The organism is Streptomyces sp. NPDC059454, from assembly GCF_042749965.1.
Taxonomy (GTDB): Bacteria; Actinomycetota; Actinomycetes; order Streptomycetales; family Streptomycetaceae; genus Streptomyces.
This window is the reverse complement of record NZ_JBHYVC010000031.1, coordinates 41,448-56,283: the sequence shown is the minus strand read 5'-3', so window position 1 is coordinate 56,283 and position 14,836 is coordinate 41,448. Positions and strand designations below refer to the sequence as shown.

At 73.7% G+C, this 14,836-nt stretch carries 15 protein-coding genes; 3 read left to right on the top strand and 12 right to left on the bottom strand.

Annotated features, from left to right (window positions below; all coding sequences use genetic code 11):
- Positions 1 to 22 precede the first annotated feature (22 nt).
- Positions 23 to 397, bottom strand: a complete 375-nt coding sequence (locus ACFXAE_RS21630; RefSeq protein WP_384717198.1) for a cupin domain-containing protein — start codon at positions 395 to 397, stop codon at positions 23 to 25.
- Positions 398 to 478: 81 nt separating this feature from the next.
- On the opposite strand from ACFXAE_RS21630, the gene ACFXAE_RS21625 reads away from it, so the two are divergent.
- Positions 479 to 925 (top strand): MarR family winged helix-turn-helix transcriptional regulator, encoded by a 447-nt coding sequence (locus ACFXAE_RS21625; protein ID WP_384717195.1) that lies wholly within the window; start codon positions 479 to 481, stop codon positions 923 to 925.
- Between the two features lie 174 nt (positions 926 to 1,099).
- On the opposite strand, the gene ACFXAE_RS21620 is transcribed toward ACFXAE_RS21625, so the two are convergent.
- From ACFXAE_RS21620 to ACFXAE_RS21605, 4 genes are all read right to left on the bottom strand, one after another.
- Positions 1,100 to 2,140, bottom strand: a complete 1,041-nt coding sequence (locus ACFXAE_RS21620; protein ID WP_384717192.1) for a lytic polysaccharide monooxygenase — start codon at positions 2,138 to 2,140, stop codon at positions 1,100 to 1,102.
- Positions 2,141 to 2,338: 198 nt separating this feature from the next.
- The gene (locus ACFXAE_RS21615; protein WP_384717190.1) at positions 2,339 to 2,473 is read right to left on the bottom strand and encodes a hypothetical protein; all 135 of its coding nucleotides are present in this window, start codon (positions 2,471 to 2,473) and stop codon (positions 2,339 to 2,341) included.
- 253 nt (positions 2,474 to 2,726) lie between these two features.
- Positions 2,727 to 3,227, bottom strand: a complete 501-nt coding sequence (locus ACFXAE_RS21610; RefSeq protein ID WP_384717187.1) for a DUF402 domain-containing protein — start codon at positions 3,225 to 3,227, stop codon at positions 2,727 to 2,729.
- Positions 3,208 to 4,137 carry a GNAT family N-acetyltransferase gene (locus ACFXAE_RS21605; RefSeq protein WP_384717184.1) on the bottom strand — a complete coding sequence of 310 codons (930 nt, stop codon included), beginning with the start codon at positions 4,135 to 4,137 and terminating at the stop codon, positions 3,208 to 3,210. The genes ACFXAE_RS21610 and ACFXAE_RS21605 overlap by 20 nt, the downstream gene beginning before the upstream one ends.
- A gap of 71 nt (positions 4,138 to 4,208) precedes the next feature.
- Between ACFXAE_RS21605 and ACFXAE_RS21600 the strand changes: the two genes are divergently transcribed.
- Positions 4,209 to 4,577, top strand: coding sequence for a GntR family transcriptional regulator (locus ACFXAE_RS21600; protein WP_384717181.1), 369 nt, complete (start codon positions 4,209 to 4,211; stop codon positions 4,575 to 4,577).
- A 150-nt stretch (positions 4,578 to 4,727) separates the two neighbouring features.
- On the opposite strand, the gene ACFXAE_RS21595 is transcribed toward ACFXAE_RS21600, so the two are convergent.
- From ACFXAE_RS21595 to ACFXAE_RS21580, 4 genes are all read right to left on the bottom strand, one after another.
- Positions 4,728 to 5,822, bottom strand: coding sequence for a DUF5925 domain-containing protein (locus ACFXAE_RS21595; RefSeq protein WP_384717178.1), 1,095 nt, complete (start codon positions 5,820 to 5,822; stop codon positions 4,728 to 4,730).
- A 72-nt stretch (positions 5,823 to 5,894) separates the two neighbouring features.
- Entirely contained in the window at positions 5,895 to 6,695 is an 801-nt protein-coding gene (locus ACFXAE_RS21590) for a polysaccharide deacetylase family protein (protein ID WP_384717175.1), read from the bottom strand.
- Positions 6,688 to 7,686: a glycosyltransferase gene (locus tag ACFXAE_RS21585; protein ID WP_384717172.1), complete on the bottom strand. Its 999-nt coding sequence runs from the start codon at positions 7,684 to 7,686 to the stop codon at positions 6,688 to 6,690. Before ACFXAE_RS21585 ends, ACFXAE_RS21590 begins: the two co-directional genes overlap by 8 nt.
- Complete coding sequence (locus ACFXAE_RS21580) at positions 7,683 to 8,504, bottom strand: glycosyltransferase family 2 protein (RefSeq protein ID WP_384717169.1); 822 nt, start codon at positions 8,502 to 8,504, stop codon at positions 7,683 to 7,685. Before ACFXAE_RS21580 ends, ACFXAE_RS21585 begins: the two co-directional genes overlap by 4 nt.
- 599 nt (positions 8,505 to 9,103) lie before the next feature.
- On the opposite strand from ACFXAE_RS21580, the gene ACFXAE_RS21575 reads away from it, so the two are divergent.
- Positions 9,104 to 9,910: an SGNH/GDSL hydrolase family protein gene (locus ACFXAE_RS21575; RefSeq protein ID WP_384717166.1), complete on the top strand. Its 807-nt coding sequence runs from the start codon at positions 9,104 to 9,106 to the stop codon at positions 9,908 to 9,910.
- Positions 9,911 to 9,924: 14 nt separating this feature from the next.
- Here ACFXAE_RS21575 and ACFXAE_RS21570 read toward each other — a convergent pair whose 3' ends face one another.
- The 3 genes from ACFXAE_RS21570 to ACFXAE_RS21560 all read right to left on the bottom strand — a co-directional run bounded on the left by ACFXAE_RS21570 (position 9,925) and on the right by ACFXAE_RS21560 (position 14,602).
- Entirely contained in the window at positions 9,925 to 11,514 is a 1,590-nt protein-coding gene (locus ACFXAE_RS21570) for a serine/threonine-protein kinase (RefSeq protein WP_384717249.1), read from the bottom strand.
- A 77-nt stretch (positions 11,515 to 11,591) separates the two neighbouring features.
- On the bottom strand, positions 11,592 to 13,058 hold the full coding sequence (locus ACFXAE_RS21565; RefSeq protein ID WP_384717163.1) for a sulfite exporter TauE/SafE family protein: 1,467 nt from the start codon (positions 13,056 to 13,058) through the stop codon (positions 11,592 to 11,594).
- Positions 13,055 to 14,602: a tetratricopeptide repeat protein gene (locus ACFXAE_RS21560; RefSeq protein ID WP_384717160.1), complete on the bottom strand. Its 1,548-nt coding sequence runs from the start codon at positions 14,600 to 14,602 to the stop codon at positions 13,055 to 13,057. Before ACFXAE_RS21560 ends, ACFXAE_RS21565 begins: the two co-directional genes overlap by 4 nt.
- Positions 14,603 to 14,836 lie beyond the last annotated feature (234 nt).

Here is a 14,836-nt window from a genome sequence, read left to right as displayed (position 1 = left end):
CACGCGAAGGGGCGGGCCGGTCTCAGTTGGTCCACGGCGGCACGATGTGCGTGCCGTCGGCCAGGGTCGCCTCCAGGCCGTGGGACGTGGTGACCCAGGAGACGGCGGCCTCGGTGGACGGGTTCTCGACGGCGAGGGCCGCGCCGGGGTTGATGATCACCGTGTCGCCGGCGGTGACGTGGTGGGTGGTGCCGTCGAGGGTGATCAGCAGTTCGCCGGCGAGCAGATGGAGGATCTCCTCCCGGCTGACGGTGTGCGCGGGAGCCCGGGTCCCGGCGGGAATCTCACCCCGCCAGGCGCACAGCTCCTTGCTGCCGGTCGACGGAGTGGCGTGGGCGACGAAGCGGGCGCCGTGCATCTCGTGCACGACGGCATCGGACGGGCGGACGACGGGCATGGCGTTCTCCTCAAGTGGTCAAGAAGCTTGACGATATAGTCAAGCTTCTTGACTGTTTCGTCAAGGTGCTTGAATCTCCCCGTGCAGAACTCCGAAGCCGTCACCCTGTCCGCCGCCCTGCTCGCCGCCGCCGGCGAGCTCACCCGGCGCATCCATGACGGGGTGGTCGCCCGCGGCTTCGAGGGGATGCGGCCCGCGCACGGTTTCGCCTTCACCCGGCTCGCCCCGGACGGCGCGACGGTCACCGACCTCGCGGTCCATCTCGGGGTGACCAAGCAGGCCGCGAGTCAGCTCGTCGACGAGCTGGTGCGCAAGGGGTACGTCGAGCGGCGCCCGCACCCCGAGGACGCGCGGGCCAGGCTCGTCGTGCTGACCGAGGCGGGGTGGGCCTGCACCCGGGCGGCCGATGAGGCGGCGGCGGAGGCCGTACGGGCCTGGGGTGAGACGCTGGGGGAGACGGAGGTGCGCGAGCTGGCGCGAAAGCTGCTGCGCATCGCGCCCGAGGGGCCGATTCGTCCCATGTGGTGATGCCCTGTCGGCGGAGGTCGAGGGCTGCCGTACGACGAGGCCGCCGACGCCCTCGATCCGGCCCACGCCGAAGCCAGGACCTGCGTCTCCGCGTTCGGCTGACACGTGTCCACGCGGACGCACGCATCGGGGCCCTGTCCGGCCTGAGCCGCCGGGCAGGGCCCCGAGTCACCTTCAGCGGCCGTGCCGCCCGGTCGCCGTGCGCCGCCGCGCGGAGGCGAACAGCGCCGCCGAACCGAGCGCCAGCGCCGCGGCGCCGCCGACCATCAGGTACGGGGTGTTGCCGTCGCCACCGGTCTCCGCGAGGTTCTGTGACGATCCCGCCGCCTTCGGCAGGTTGGCGGTGGTGCCGTCGCCGGTGGCGTCCGGGGCGGTGTCGTCGTCCACCGCGGCCGGCTCCGCCGAGGTGCTGGGGTCGTCGTCGCCGTGCCCGTGGTTCTCGACGGTCGACTCGCCGGCACCGTCCTCGATCTGCTCCTCGGACGGGGCGGAGGCGGTCGGCGCCGGGGCGGCGGCCTCCTCGGGCGTGTCGTCCGTGCCGGCGGTCTCTTCGCCGCCGGCCTCACTGCCACCCGCCTGGGAGCCGCCGAACGTGACGTCCGAGCAGGAGTAGAACGCCTCCGGGCTGTCCGACCGCTGCCACACCGCGTACAGCAGCTGCTTGCCGGAGCGCTCGGGGAGGGTGCCGGCGAAGGTGTAGAAGCCGCCCGAGGCGGCCGGGTCGGTGGAGGTCGCCACCGGGTTCGCCAGGTCCAGGTCGTCCCAGGCCAGCGGCTGCGCCGGGTCGTAGCCCGGCTTGGTGATGTACACCTTGAAGGTCCCCTTGTGCGGGGCGGTCACGCGGTACTTGAAGGTGTACGACCCGCTGCTCACGCTCGTCGCCGGCCAGTCGGCGCGGGCCAGGTCGAGCCCCTTGAACGCCTCGCTGCCGGCGCTGCACAGCTTGCCGTCGGGGATGAGTTCCTGGTGGCGTCCGCCGGCGTCGCCGATGCGGATGCCGTTCCAGTCGTACAGCGCCTGGGTGCCGCCGGCCGCGACCGCCGCCCGGCACGCCGCCGACTTCGGGCTCTCCGGGCCCTCGGCGAAGCACTGCGAGACCCGGCTGACCGGGTCGCCCATGGAACCGTGCGCGGACGCCGGCGCGGCGGACAGCCCGGTCAGGGCGAGCGGAACGAGACCGACGGCGGCGACAGCGGCCTTGCGGCGTGCGGACATGGGGCAGCAACTCCTCGACAGCGATCACTGGATCGGGGTGGGGGGTGGTGAATCCCGTGGGGGGTGGCTCAGAAACTAGCCCCCCGAACCAGTGGAATCGCCTGCCGAAGGCCCTGGAGGGAGATCCTTATGGCCGCGTTAAGGGAGTGCTCAGGCTGGGATCAGGTAGGTGCCCGGATCAGGTGGGTGTCCGGACGGTCAGCCGTCGGGCCACCAGGTGCGGGCGATGTCCTTGCGGACCTCGGGTCGTCCCGCGGGGCGCTCGTCGGCCTCCTCGCGGCTCCGGCGGGCGTCCGTCTTCCTCGGGGGCTTCTGCACGGTGACACGGCGCATGACTGCCTCCTTCGGGGTCCACCGGGTTCCGCGTTCTCACGGAGGTAGACCTTTCGGGGGAGAGTTCCTCATCGGCCCTGTTCTGTCTGTGGCCGCTGTCACGAATCGGTTGTCAGTGGGGGGTGTCACTCTGGGGCCATGACGATCCACGACGGTGACGGGACGGATACGCACGGTGTGGACGGGGGCGGCCGGACCGCCGCGTTCGACGAGCGGTACGCGGTGGTCGCGGGCCCGGACCGAACCGGCACCCTCAGGCGAGCAGCGCGCCGAGCCCGCCCTCGCGGGCCCGGGCGTCCAGTTCGTCGAGGGCGGCCACCGCGGCGGCGGCCGCCTCGGGATCCGTGGTGAGCAGACCGCTCGCCGCGAACTCGTCCTCGTCCAGTCGCCGTACGTCCGCGCCGTCCGCGGAGACCCACAGGTCCAGGTCGAGGTCCTCGACGACCAGCCGGCCGCCGGAGAGCTCGGCCGGCCGGGTGATGTCGCAGTAGTGGCCCTTGAGGGCGCCGTCGGCGGTGCGGACCTCCTTCACGGAGTACCACCGGTCGCGCCAGTAGTGCTCCGTGAACACGTCACCGGGCTCGAAGCGGACGAAGCCGAAGTCGCGCACGCCGCCACCCGCCCAGGGGGCGCGCACGGTGGCGCGGGTGCCGTCGTCGGCGAGCAGCTCGGCCGGATAGCGGATCTTCATCCGTCCCGCCTTGACCAGGACGACCTCCACCAGCGTCGTCCCGTCAGCCCAGTGTGCGGACATACCGCACCTCCGTCCCGCAGATCTCGTACCCGAACCACTCGTTGATCGCGATCATCGGCCCGTTCCCGGTGTCGTTGCCCGTGAACGCCTCCGTGTACCCGGCCGCGCGGGCGCGATGCAGGGAGTCGTTCTTGGCGAGCTTGGCCAGGCCCCGGCCCCGGTGGGCGCGGGCGGTGCCGGTCATGACCGTGCCGTACCGGGCGCCGCCGTCCGTGCGGGCCGCGGAGAACGCGGCGGGACGGCCGTCGACCACCGCCACCGTGGTCAGCCCGGGATTGAACAGGGGGTGCCGCCAGGTCTCCTCCAGCCAGGCCTCGTAGTTGGTGAACTCGGTGTCCACATCGCTCGGTTCGTCCGCCGTGGTCTCCGCGTCCAGCTCGAACAGCGGGCGCGGGTCACCGGCGAAGTCCGAGCCCGGGCGCAGCTCCACGCCCGGCGGCGGATCCTGGAGCGGCGGGAGGGTGCCGTTCGCCAGGTCCAGGCGGAGGAAGTGGGCGGCGCGGCTCGCCCGGTAGCCGTGCGCTTCGGCGAAGGCGCGGTTGCCCGGCTCGTCCAGCACCCAGGCGAACAGCCTGGCCGCCCCGTGCGCGGCCAGGTGCTCCTCGGCGGCGCGCACGAGCAGTGTCCCGGCGCCCCGGCGGGTGTGGCCGGGATGCACGTACACGTTGATGTTGCCCTGGCCGGGCTCGGAGCTCTCGTGGGTCAGATGCACCTGCGCCGTGCCGATCACCTCGCCGCCGGCCACCGCGACCAGGGGCCGGTAGTGGGCGTCGGGGTGCAGATGGGTCAGGTCGTGGGCCAGGGACTCCGGGGTGACGAGGAGGAACGGCAGCGCGGCGTGCCGGACGCGGGCGAAGCCCTCGAGGTCGGCGCGGGCGTCGGGACGAAGATCGCGGACGGTCACTGTCATGGAGGCGCACGCTACGGGGGACGCGCCCGGGGCGCCTCCTCTTTTCCGTCGGGGTGCGCGACAATCGGGCCGTGACCTTGAAGATCCGGATCGACGACGGCGCGCCCCCGTACGAGCAGGTACGGGCGCAGATCTCCGAGCAGGCACGGTCGGGAGCGCTGCCGGTGGGGTATCGGCTGCCGACGGTGCGGGGGCTGGCCGAGACGCTCGGGCTCGCCGCGAACACGGTGGCCAAGGCGTACCGGGCGCTGGAGGCGGACGGGGTGATCGAGACGCGGGGGCGCAACGGGACGCTGATCGCCGCGGCGGGGGCGGCGGCGGAGCGGGAGCTGGCGTCCGCCGCGCAGGAATTCGCCTCGCGGGCGCGGCGGCTCGGCTGCTCGGAGGAGGAGGCACTGGCTGCCGTGCGGGACGCACTGCGTGCGGCTTACGGGGCGTGAGCGCCGGTTTCCTGCGGGGCTTGCCGGGTGAGCGCCGTGGCGGCGGGGGTTTGACGCCGGGTGCAGGTCCGTTGTGGCCGGTCGCGCCCGCGCGGCGGAGCCGCAAGTCGGCACGGCCCCGCGCCCTTGGGGGGTGCTGCCACCCCCTGTCTACAGATACAGGCCCGCGTCCGCGTCCCCGCGAGGTTCCGGCAGGGACGTGGGGGAGGTGCCCCGGCGCAGGGCGTACAGCTCGGCCAGGGTCGCGCCCTCGCGGCCGACGCCCTCCTCGCCGCCGAGCCAGTTCACCGCCTCCGCACGGGTCAGCTGCCCCACCTCGATCCGGGCGAGGCAGCGGCCGGGGCGGACCACGGCCGGGTGCAGGCGCTCCAGGTCCTCGTTGGTGGTGACGCCCACCAGGACGTTGCGGCCCTGGCCGAGCAGACCGTCCGTCAGGTTCAGCAGCCGGGACAGCGCCTGCCCGGCGGTGTGCTTGGCCTCGCCCCGGATCAGCTCGTCGCAGTCCTCCAGGAGCAGCAGCCGCCAGCGGCCCTTGCCCGTCGCGTCCTCCTCGCCGATCGCGATGTCCATCAGATAGCCGACGTCGTTGAACAGCCGCTCGGGGTCCAGCACGCAGTCCACCTGGCACCAGTCCCGCCAGGACCGGGCCAGCGTGCGCAGCGCGGAGGTCTTGCCGGTGCCCGGCGGGCCGTGCAGCAGGAGCAGCCGGCCCGAGATGTCCTCGGGGGTGGTCTTCATCAGGCGGTCCATCGCGTCCGCCACCGGCGCCGTGTAGTTGGGCCGGATCTCCTCCCAGGTGCCCGCCGAGATCTGCCGGGTGGTGCGGTGCGGGCCGCGCCGCGGGGAGACGTACCAGAAGCCCATGGTGACGTTCTCCGGCTGCGGTTCGGGTTCGTCCGCCGCGCCGTCGGTGGCTTCCTCCAGGATCAGCGCCGCGAGTTCGGCGCTGGTCGCGGTGACCGTGACGTCGGCGCCCCGGTTCCAGCGGGAGACCAGCAGGGTCCAGCCCTCGCCCTCGGCCAGGGTGGCGCTGCGGTCGTCGTCCCTGGCGAGCCGCAGCACCCGCGCGTTCGCGGGCAGCAGGGTCGCGCCGGAGCGTACGCGCTCGATGTTGACGGCGTGCGAGTACGGCTGCTCGCCCGTCGCGAAGCGGCCGAGGAACAGCGCGTCGACGACATCGGACGGGGAGTCGCTGTCGTCGACGTTGAGCCGGATCGGCAGTGCGTCGTGCGGTTGTGCGGACATGCCGCCATGATCGGTCACCCGGGCGCCGCGTGCACCCGGTTTCCGGGGTGCACGCGGATTGTCGCCCGCGCTTCAGTCCGGCGGCCGGCCGGCCGGCCCCCGTGCCCGCCGGGCCCGGCGCACCACCGCGTACCCCTTGGTCAGCGCGCGGTCCCGGGCGAAGGCCCGCGCGACGGCCCGCCCTTCCACCAGCCGTTCGAACTCGGCGGCGGACGTCGACCGCCGCACCGTCACACGCCGCAGGGCGTACGGCCCCTGGGCGCGGCGGGCGAGGCCGTTGCCGACGGCGAGGGCCTGGGCGTACCCCGTCTCCCGCACCGCCCGGCGCACCCGGCGGCTGGAGTAGCCGTAGGGATACGCGAACGAGGCGGGTACGGAGCCCAGCTGGTCCGAGACGATCTCCTTGCACAGGATCAGCTCGGAGCGCAGCCGGCCCTCGTCGAGCTGGTCGAGCTGCGGATGGCTGTGGCTGTGCCCGCCGATCTCGACGCCCGCGGCGGCCAGTTCGCGCACCTGGTCCCAGTCGAGCATGGTGTCCGGGCCGCCACCGGTGTCGTACGGCCCCCTCAGCCAGCCGGTGGAGACGAACAGGGTGGCCGGGAACCCGTGCTCGGCGAGCACGGGCAGCGCGTGCCGGTGCACGCCCTCGTAGCCGTCGTCGAACGTGACGAGGACCGGCCGCTCGGGCAGCGGGCGGCCCGAGCGCCAGTGCGCGGCCAGTCCGGCCGTGGTGACGGGGGTGAGGCCCCGGTCCGCGATCACCGCCATCTGCTCGGCGAACGCCTCCGGGGTCACGGACAGGGCGCGGGTCGCCTCGCCGGGGTCGGCCGCGACCGCGTGGTACATGAGGATCGGCACGCGTACGTCAGTCACGGCCGGCCTCCTCGATCCCCACCACGGAGAACGTGACCCCGCCCCGCCGGGCCCGCACGCTCCCCACCACGTAGCCGCCCGCCGCCGTGAGCACCCCGGCCACGATCGCCCCCGCGCGCCCCGCGCCGCCCGGGCGGGCCAGCAGGGCGTCGCGCACCCCCCGCACCACCCCGGCCGGCAGGACGCGCGTGGTGTACCGGCGTTCGGACTCGAGCCCCTTCTCCGCCCCCACACTGCGCGCCACCAGCGCCTTGGACAGCCCCTCGGCGTAGGTGCGCGTACGGAAGTAGCGGAAGTGCTCCCGGACTTCGGGCACCCGGTGGTGGATCACCGCGCGGTCGTCGATCAGCAGGACCGCGTCGGGCCGGGCGCGGCTGAGGCGGATGCACAGTTCCGTCTCCTCCCCACCCAGCGGGCGCTTGTTCCCGTCGCGTCCGATGCCGGTGGCGAAGCCGCCCGCCGCGTCGAAGGCCTCGCGCCGGAAGGAGGCGTTGCCGCCGAGCACGTTGCGCACCCGTACCCGCCCGCGCGGCAGGCCCCGGTAGGTGCAGCCCACCACCCAGTCGAACTCCTCGGGGAACCAGTCGGGTCGCCGGCCCGACGCCCAGACGGGCTCGGTGCGCCCGCCGACCGCCATCACGCGCGGATCGTCGTACGCCTCGGCGAAGTGCTTCAGCCAGTCGCGTTCGGCCACGGCGTCGTCGTCGAGGAAGGCGACGATGCCGCCGCGCGAGGCGGCGATTCCGGTGTTGCGGCCGGCGGACAGGCCGCGGGGGCCCGCGTTGGCGAGCACCCGCACGGCGTCGGTCTCCTTGTACTCCTTGCCCAGACGGTCCAGGAGACCCTGGTTGTGGTCGACGACCAGCAGGGTCTCCAGGGCCGGCCGTGACTGCGCCCGTACCGAGGCGACCGCCGCGAGGACGTCCTCCCAGCGGTCCTCGGTGTAGGCGCAGATCACGACCGAGACGCCCGGGGTGCCGGGATCGTTCAAGACACCTTCCCCCGGACCGTGTCGAGCAGCGGCGAGGGGTGCGGACGCCGGCGCAGCGCACGCCGGTTGGAACGCTCCCCGAGGATGACTCTCAGCACGCGCAGCCCGTCGCGCACGGCCCGCAGATTGCTCGTGCCGTGGATGCGCAGGTACTCGTGGCTGGGGATCTCCTGCACCTTGAGGCCGGCCTTGACGACCCGGATGTTCATCAGGGTCTCGACCTCGAAGCCGGTGCAGTCGAGTTCGATCTTGTCCAGGCAGTGCCGCCAGAAGGCGTTGTAGCCGTAGCAGAGGTCGGTGTACCGCGCGCCGAACTTGCGGTTGACGACGGCGCACAGCGCCCGGTTGCCCAGCATGCGGATGAACGTCATGTCGTCGGTGCCGCCGCCGTTGGCGAAACGGGACCCCTTGGCGAAGTCCGCGCCGGAGACCAGCGCGGAGACGTAGCTGACGATCTCGTTGCCGTCCGCCGAGCCGTCCGCGTCGACCATCACGATGATGTCGCCGGTGCAGGCCTCGAAGCCGGAGCGCAGCGCGTCCCCCTTGCCCTTGCCGCTCTGGCCGACGACCCTGACGCCGGGCCACAGTTCGCGGGCCACCTCGACGGTGTTGTCGGTGGAGTTGCCGTCGACCAGGACCACTTCGTGGATCCAGTCGGGAAGCGTCTTGAAGACGTACGGCAGGTTCTCCGCCTCGTTCATGGCCGGTATCACCACGCTCACCGGCGGCGCGATGGCCAGGTGAGAGGAGATGGGCCGGTACGTGCGGGCGACCGGTGGATCCTGGTCCTCGGTCGCCGGCTGCAGAACGGAACTCATGAGTCTGGTCCCTCTCGTCCGGTGGACCGCCCGCCCCTCGGGCGGCCCGGCTGTTCGTCCGGTTCGAAAGGGGGGTTCTCACCCCACGGGCACGCCGATGGTACTGACATGCACGCCGGGTGAGCTGGCAAATCTGGCCGGCCGCGAAAACGTCAGCCGACCGCGCGGCACGGCTCGGTCACCGCATGCGGTCACCGAGCACGGCACCCCCCTACCGCGCCCCGCGCCGGTTCGTCGCGGTCCTGAGCCCTCCCCTGGAGCCGCTTGCTGACGGACCGATGCGGGTGAGATGTATGACGGTATTGACGATTGAACCCGAATGGCAAGACCTGGAGCGGCCGATCACGTTTTCGTTGGTTTGGCCGTTACGTAAGTCTCTTGCCTGAATGCGTGTTTCCGCATGGCCGACTTTGCCCCCTGAAGCGTCGGATGCCGGGATTCAATGTGGCGCACCCCGTAGGGGGCGTCAAGGGCCCGAAAGTGCCTGCGGTCGGTTTTCGTCCGGGATTGAACGGCAACAATTTTGGCATGGACACTTCCAGTCAACACGCGTAGTTGGTACGACGGTTACGGCAGAGATCCTGCTAAAGGGAGGTTCCATGAGACGTTCCCGACTTGTCATCTTCCTCGGTTCGCTCCTCCTCGCCGTCACCACCGCCCTGACCGGGGCCGCGACGGCGCAGGCGTCCCCGCAGGCCGCTGCGGGCGGCTATGTGGCGCTCGGCGACTCCTACGCCTCCGGTGTCGGAGCCGGCAGCTACATCTCCGGCAGCGGCGACTGCAAGCGCAGCACGAAGGCCCACCCCTACCTCTGGGCGGCCGCCAACTCACCCTCGTCCTTCGACTTCACGGCCTGCTCGGGCGCTCGAACGGGTGATGTTCTCTCCGGGCAGCTCGGCCCGCTCTCCACCGCGACCGGCCTGGTCTCGATCAGCGTCGGCGGCAACGACGCCGGTTTCGCCGACGTCATGACGACCTGTGTGCTCCAGTCCGACAGCGCCTGCCTCTCGCGGATCGCCACCGCGAAGGCGTACGTCGACTCGACGCTGCCCGGCAGGCTCGACGGCGTCTATTCGGCGATCCGCGACCGGGCCCCCAACGCCCGTGTCGTGGTGCTCGGCTATCCCCGCTTCTACAAGCTCGGCACCTCCTGCATCGGTCTCTCCGAGACCAAGCGGAAGGCGATCAACGACGCCGCCGACCACCTCGACAACGCCATCGCCCGGCGCGCCGGCGCCCACGGCTTCACCTTCGGCGACGTACGCACCACCTTCACCGGCCACGAGATCTGCTCCGGCAGCTCCTGGCTGCACAGCATGGACTGGTTGAACATCGGCAACTCGTACCACCCGACGGCCGCCGGACAGTCCGGCGGCTATCTGCCGGTGCTCGACGCCGTGGCCTGACCCGTCGGCGTCCGTCAGTACCCGTCGTCCGAACCGGAAGGAGAGGCGGAGGCCCCGCCCGTCGGGGTCTCCGCCTCGCACGTCACCGAGAACGGCACCGTCTCGGACGTCGTCCGCACCGGCTCCCGGACCTCCACGCCGATCTCGCTCTCGAACACCCCGGTCTCCGAATACGTCGTCACGACCACCGTGTCGTGCTTCGTGCGCGCGCCCCCCTCGGGGAACGACAGCTTCCGCCAGCCCGGATCGTCCACCGAGCCGTCCTCGGCCACCCAGCGGTAGGAGACCTCGGCAGGCAACCGCCCCACCGTGAACGTCGCTGTGAACGCGGGCGCCTGCGCGTGCGCCGGCGGACAGCTTCCGGAGTACTCCGTGTGCGCGCCGGTCACCGTCACCGACACCGTCTGCGGCGGGGGAGTGGACTTCTCCTCCTTCTCCTCGCTCGCGGTGGGGGACGGCGTCGGCTCGTCCGTCTTCGGCGTCCCACCGCCGTCGTCCTCGTCGCCCGTCTGCGCGGGCGAACTCACCTGACCACCCGTGCCCTTGGCCCCGGGGTCGCCGTCCCCGCGGTTCAGCAGCGCGTACGTCAGCCCGGCCAGCGCCAGGGCCAGGACGACCACGCCCACCACCAGAACGACCGCGGTACGCCGATCGCGCCCGGGCCGGGTGACCGCGGTGGTCGCCGCCGGCGCTCCCGCGGCCGGCACCGGGGGAGCGGACGAGTACGTCTCCGGGTACGGCCGCGACAGCGCGGCCACCGTCGGGGTGTACGGCGCCGAGCGCGCCGTGTCCGCGCGGGGAGCGCCTCCCGCCCCGACGATCCGCAGGTCCTGCTGCGCCCGCTCCGCGGACAGCCGCTCGGCCGGATCCTTGCGCAACAGCCCCTCGACGACCGGGGCGAGCGGCCCGGCCCGGCGCGGCGGCGGCAGCTCCTCGTCGACGATCGCCCGCAGGGTGCTGAGCGGGGTGTCCTGGCGGAAGGGCGAGTGACCCTCGACCGCCGCGTACAGCAGCACACCGAGCGACCACAGGTCCGATTCGGGTCCCGGCGTACGCCCCAGCGCCCGCTCCGGCGCGAGGAACTCGGGCGAACCGACGACCTCACCGGTCATGGTCAGCGCGGAGCTGCCCTCCACCATGGCGATCCCGAAGTCGGTGAGCACGATCCGCCCGTCGTTCGCGATCAGCACGTTGGCCGGTTTCACGTCCCGGTGCAGCACCCCCGCCCCGTGCGCGGCCCGCAGCGCGGCGAGCACCTCCGCGCCGATGTGCGCGGCCCGCCGCGGAGACAGCACTCCCTCCGCGTCCAGCACCTCGGCCAGCGACAGGCCGCGCACCAGCTCCATGACGATCCACGGGCGGCCGTCCTCCATGGCCACGTCGTACACCGTCACCACATTGCGGTCGGCGACCCGGGCCGCCGCCCACGCCTCCCGCTCCAGCCGGGCGTACATCCGCTCCACGTCGGACGCCGGCAGTCCGGCCGGGGCGCGCACCTCCTTGACGGCGACCTCGCGGTGCAGCACCTCGTCGCGGGCCCGCCACACGGTCCCCATGCCGCCCTCGCCCAGCGGTGACAGCAGCCGGTACCGGCCCGCGATCACCCGCTCACTGCCCGGTTCCTCGGACACGGCGCCCCCTTCGCATCCGGGCGAATTCTCCCTTTGCTCATGAAAGTAGCTCAGCCCAGTGCGGATGCCGCCCCCTTGAACACCAGTCCGGCACCCAGGGCCACGACGACGAACGCCGACCCCAGGGGCGCGCTCCGGCGCACAAGAGCCGCCCACGGGGCCGCCGTCCAGCGGGGACGCCGGGCCAGCAGCCCGGTCACACCGCTGCCGGCCTTCACGACCGCGTACCCGGCCGCGGTGAGCGTCAGGGCCAGCCCGACGCCGTACGCGACGACGAGCAGCAGCCCGAACCAGGCCTGGCCGAGGGCCGCGGCGCCGACCAGCACCACGACGGCGGACGGACTGGGCACCAGTCCGCCGGCGAAACCGAGCAGGACCGTGCCGCGCAGGGTGGGGGCGGTGGGACGGGTGTGGGCGCGACCGCCGTGGGTGTGCGTGTGTCCATGCGGGTGTGTGTGGCCGTGCTCGTGGTGGTGTGTGTGGTTCCGGTTGCGCAGGGCCCGGCGTACGAGGCTCGCGCCGGCCAGGGTGACAAGTGCGCCGCTCACGATGCCCAGCCAGGCGATCACCGAGGGCGCGGCGGCCGAACCGGCCGTGACCAGCAGCCCCAGGGCGACCACGCCGAGCGTGTGGGTGACGGTGACCGAGGCGGCCATGGGCAGGACGTCCCTGAGCCGGGCACTGCCTCCGCGCGCCGCAGCCGTCGCGGCCATGAGCGTCTTGCCGTGACCGGGGGCGAGCGCGTGCATCGCGCCGAGTCCGACGGCGATCAGCAGCGCGAGCGCGGCGAGACCCGCGGTCAGGTCGCGCCGGGCGACGAGGTCGTCGAGCGCGCGGGTCCAGCGGTCGGCACCGCGCGGGAGTACGGCGGCAGCGGGCGCGTCGGCCTCCTCCTCCGCCAGGGCCGGGCCGCCCGGACGGACGCGCAGGGCCGCGGTCCTGGTGTCGGCCGGGGACGAGAGCAGCTTCTCCGGATACCGGGTCAGTTCGCCGGACAGCGAGGCCGTCGGCACGTCCGATGCGGTGAGCGTCGTACGGTCGCCCCGCGCGGTGATCTCCCGCCAGCCCGGCCCGGACGACGCGCCCGCCCCGCGGAAGCGGAGGCCGACCGTTTCTTCCTCGGGGAGGGGCGCGGTCAGCCGGCACTCCACGCGCAGGGTGTCGAGCCCGGCCTGACCGGGCCGCACGCGCGCACGGGCGGTGCCTGCGGTGAGCGGGACCGCCCGCCCGTCGACGCGCACCTCGCTGTCCCGCGCGGCCGTGGCGCAGTGCTGCCGGGCCCAGGCGTCCAGGCCCAGCCGTTCGATGTCCGGCCCGGCCTGGGTGGCAGGGATCTCGGCGAGGTCCTCGACATGGCGGACGCGGAGTTCACCGGGCGCGGCCACCAGCCCGTCGTAGCGGTTGACGGTGAAGTTGCCGAGCGGGTGCGCGCTCGCCGTGCCGGCCGGGACCAGCGCGAGCGCGCAGGCGGCGGTGAGGACGGCGGCACCGGCGGCGACGCGGCGGCGGAGGTTCAACGCGCCGCCTCCAGTTCCTTCAGCGCGGCCCGGGCCGCACGGGCGCCGAGCGGGGAGAAGCCGGGGTTCAGCTCCAGCGCGGCGGTGAGGGAGCCGCGGGCGGCGCGGTCGCGCCCGGTGGCCTTCTCGATCATGCCCCGGTGGTAGAGGAAGGCGGCGTCGCGGTATCCGGTGGCCGTGGCGCGGCGGGCGTACGGAAGGGCCTCCTCGTCGCGGCCGTTGACGTGCAGGGCCCAGGCGAGGGCGTCCGCGGTGTGCACGCTGTGCCGCCGGTCCCACTCCGCGCGGGCCGCGCGCAGCGCCTCACCGGCGTCCCCGTGATCGGCGGCGGCGAGCGCGGTGTCGAGGTCGGCGTCGACCCCGCCGGCCCGGGCCAGCGCGGTCCAGGCGTCGACGAGGGCGTACTGGTCGTGTGCCTTCGCGCGGTCGCCGCCGGCGCCGCGGTCCTCGTACAGCTCACCGAGCGCGACCAGGGGGCCGGGCAACGGGGAGCGGACGACGACCTGCTCCAGCGTCTTCACGGCGCCCGCGCGGTCGCCGCTCGCGGCCTGTGCGCGGGCCCGGCCCTCCAGGGCGGGGAGGTGGCCGTCGTCGGCGGCGAGCGCCCGCGCGTAGTGCGTGAGAGCCGTCTTGTACTCGCCCCGGTTCCAGGCGAGCTGTCCCAGCGCGGTCGCGACGTACGCCACGTCGGCGGGCGAGGACGCGCTGTCCAGGGCCCGCCGCAGCACCTCCCGCGCGGTGCGCACATCGCCGCGCAGTTCCCGTACGTACGCGTACCGCGTGAACACGGGCACCCCCGGCCGCCTGCGGTCGGCGGTGGCGGCGGCCCCGGCGGCCTCCTCGTACCGGCCGAGCTCGACCAGCGCGTCGATACGGGAGCACAGGGCGCGTTCGCTGTAGGGGTTCTGCCTCAGTGCCCGGTCGGCGTACGCCAGGGCGCCGGTGAAGTCGTGCCGCGCGGCGGCGAGGGCGGCCTGCCCGGCGAGGGCCTGCTCGTTGCCGGGTTCGAGCGCGAGGGAACGCTCGAGCGCCCGCTCGGCCTGCGGATAGCGCGAAGGGTCCCCCTGGGTCCGCGCCTGCTCGACATAGGCGGTCCCGAGGGCGGCCCAGCCGCCGAAGTCACGCGGCTGCGCCCGCAGATGGGCCTGCAACGACCGGATACCGGCACCGAGCTCACCCCCGGCGAGCATCCCGGCGACGACCGCCGGCGCGGCACCGGCCGCCCCGGCCCGCCCCTCGTTCCCTCCACCGCCCACCGCGACGGCCCCGGCGGTCATCGCGACGGCCAGCAACCCGGCACACACCGTGAGACGTGCCCCGCGCGACCGCCGCGCGGCAGCGGAGAACCGCCGCAGCGCGCCGGCCCGCTGCCCTGCGCCGTCGGGGCCGGCCGGTTCGACGTCCTGGCTGTGGCCGTCGGCGTCCGGGCCGGCTGATCCGGCGTCCTCGCCGCCGCTGTCGGCGCCAGGGGCGGCCGGGGCCCGGCGGCCGGCGTCGTCGGCCGGCGGGGTCTCGTACCGGCGGTGCGACTGTCCGTCGGACATGTCCTCACCGCGGCCTGCCCGGCGCTCCGCCACCGCTCCTTGCCCGTCGTCCGTCCGGCGGCACGCGCCGTCGGTCCGCTTCCCGGGGCGGCTGTTCCCGCGTCCCGGGCCGGGCACGTTCCTCCCCCGGGCCGCGGCGATGGGCCGCCTCGTCCGGTGTCCTGTCGTGGCCGGGCTCCGCCGGTGCGGGCGGTACGGTGCCGCGCTCGCCGTCCGGAGGGCTGTCGTTCGTAC

Coding starts and splice junctions, on each gene's coding strand:
- ACFXAE_RS21630 (WP_384717198.1), bottom strand. CDS start 397: ATGCCCGTCGTCCGCCCGTCCGATGCCGTCGTGCACGAGATGCACGGC.
- ACFXAE_RS21620 (WP_384717192.1), bottom strand. CDS start 2,140: ATGTCCGCACGCCGCAAGGCCGCTGTCGCCGCCGTCGGTCTCGTTCCG.
- ACFXAE_RS21615 (WP_384717190.1), bottom strand. CDS start 2,473: ATGCGCCGTGTCACCGTGCAGAAGCCCCCGAGGAAGACGGACGCCCGC.
- ACFXAE_RS21610 (WP_384717187.1), bottom strand. CDS start 3,227: ATGTCCGCACACTGGGCTGACGGGACGACGCTGGTGGAGGTCGTCCTG.
- ACFXAE_RS21605 (WP_384717184.1), bottom strand. CDS start 4,137: ATGACAGTGACCGTCCGCGATCTTCGTCCCGACGCCCGCGCCGACCTC.
- ACFXAE_RS21595 (WP_384717178.1), bottom strand. CDS start 5,822: ATGTCCGCACAACCGCACGACGCACTGCCGATCCGGCTCAACGTCGAC.
- ACFXAE_RS21580 (WP_384717169.1), bottom strand. CDS start 8,504: ATGAGTTCCGTTCTGCAGCCGGCGACCGAGGACCAGGATCCACCGGTC.
- ACFXAE_RS21575 (WP_384717166.1), top strand. CDS start 9,104: ATGAGACGTTCCCGACTTGTCATCTTCCTCGGTTCGCTCCTCCTCGCC.
- ACFXAE_RS21560 (WP_384717160.1), bottom strand. CDS start 14,602: ATGTCCGACGGACAGTCGCACCGCCGGTACGAGACCCCGCCGGCCGAC.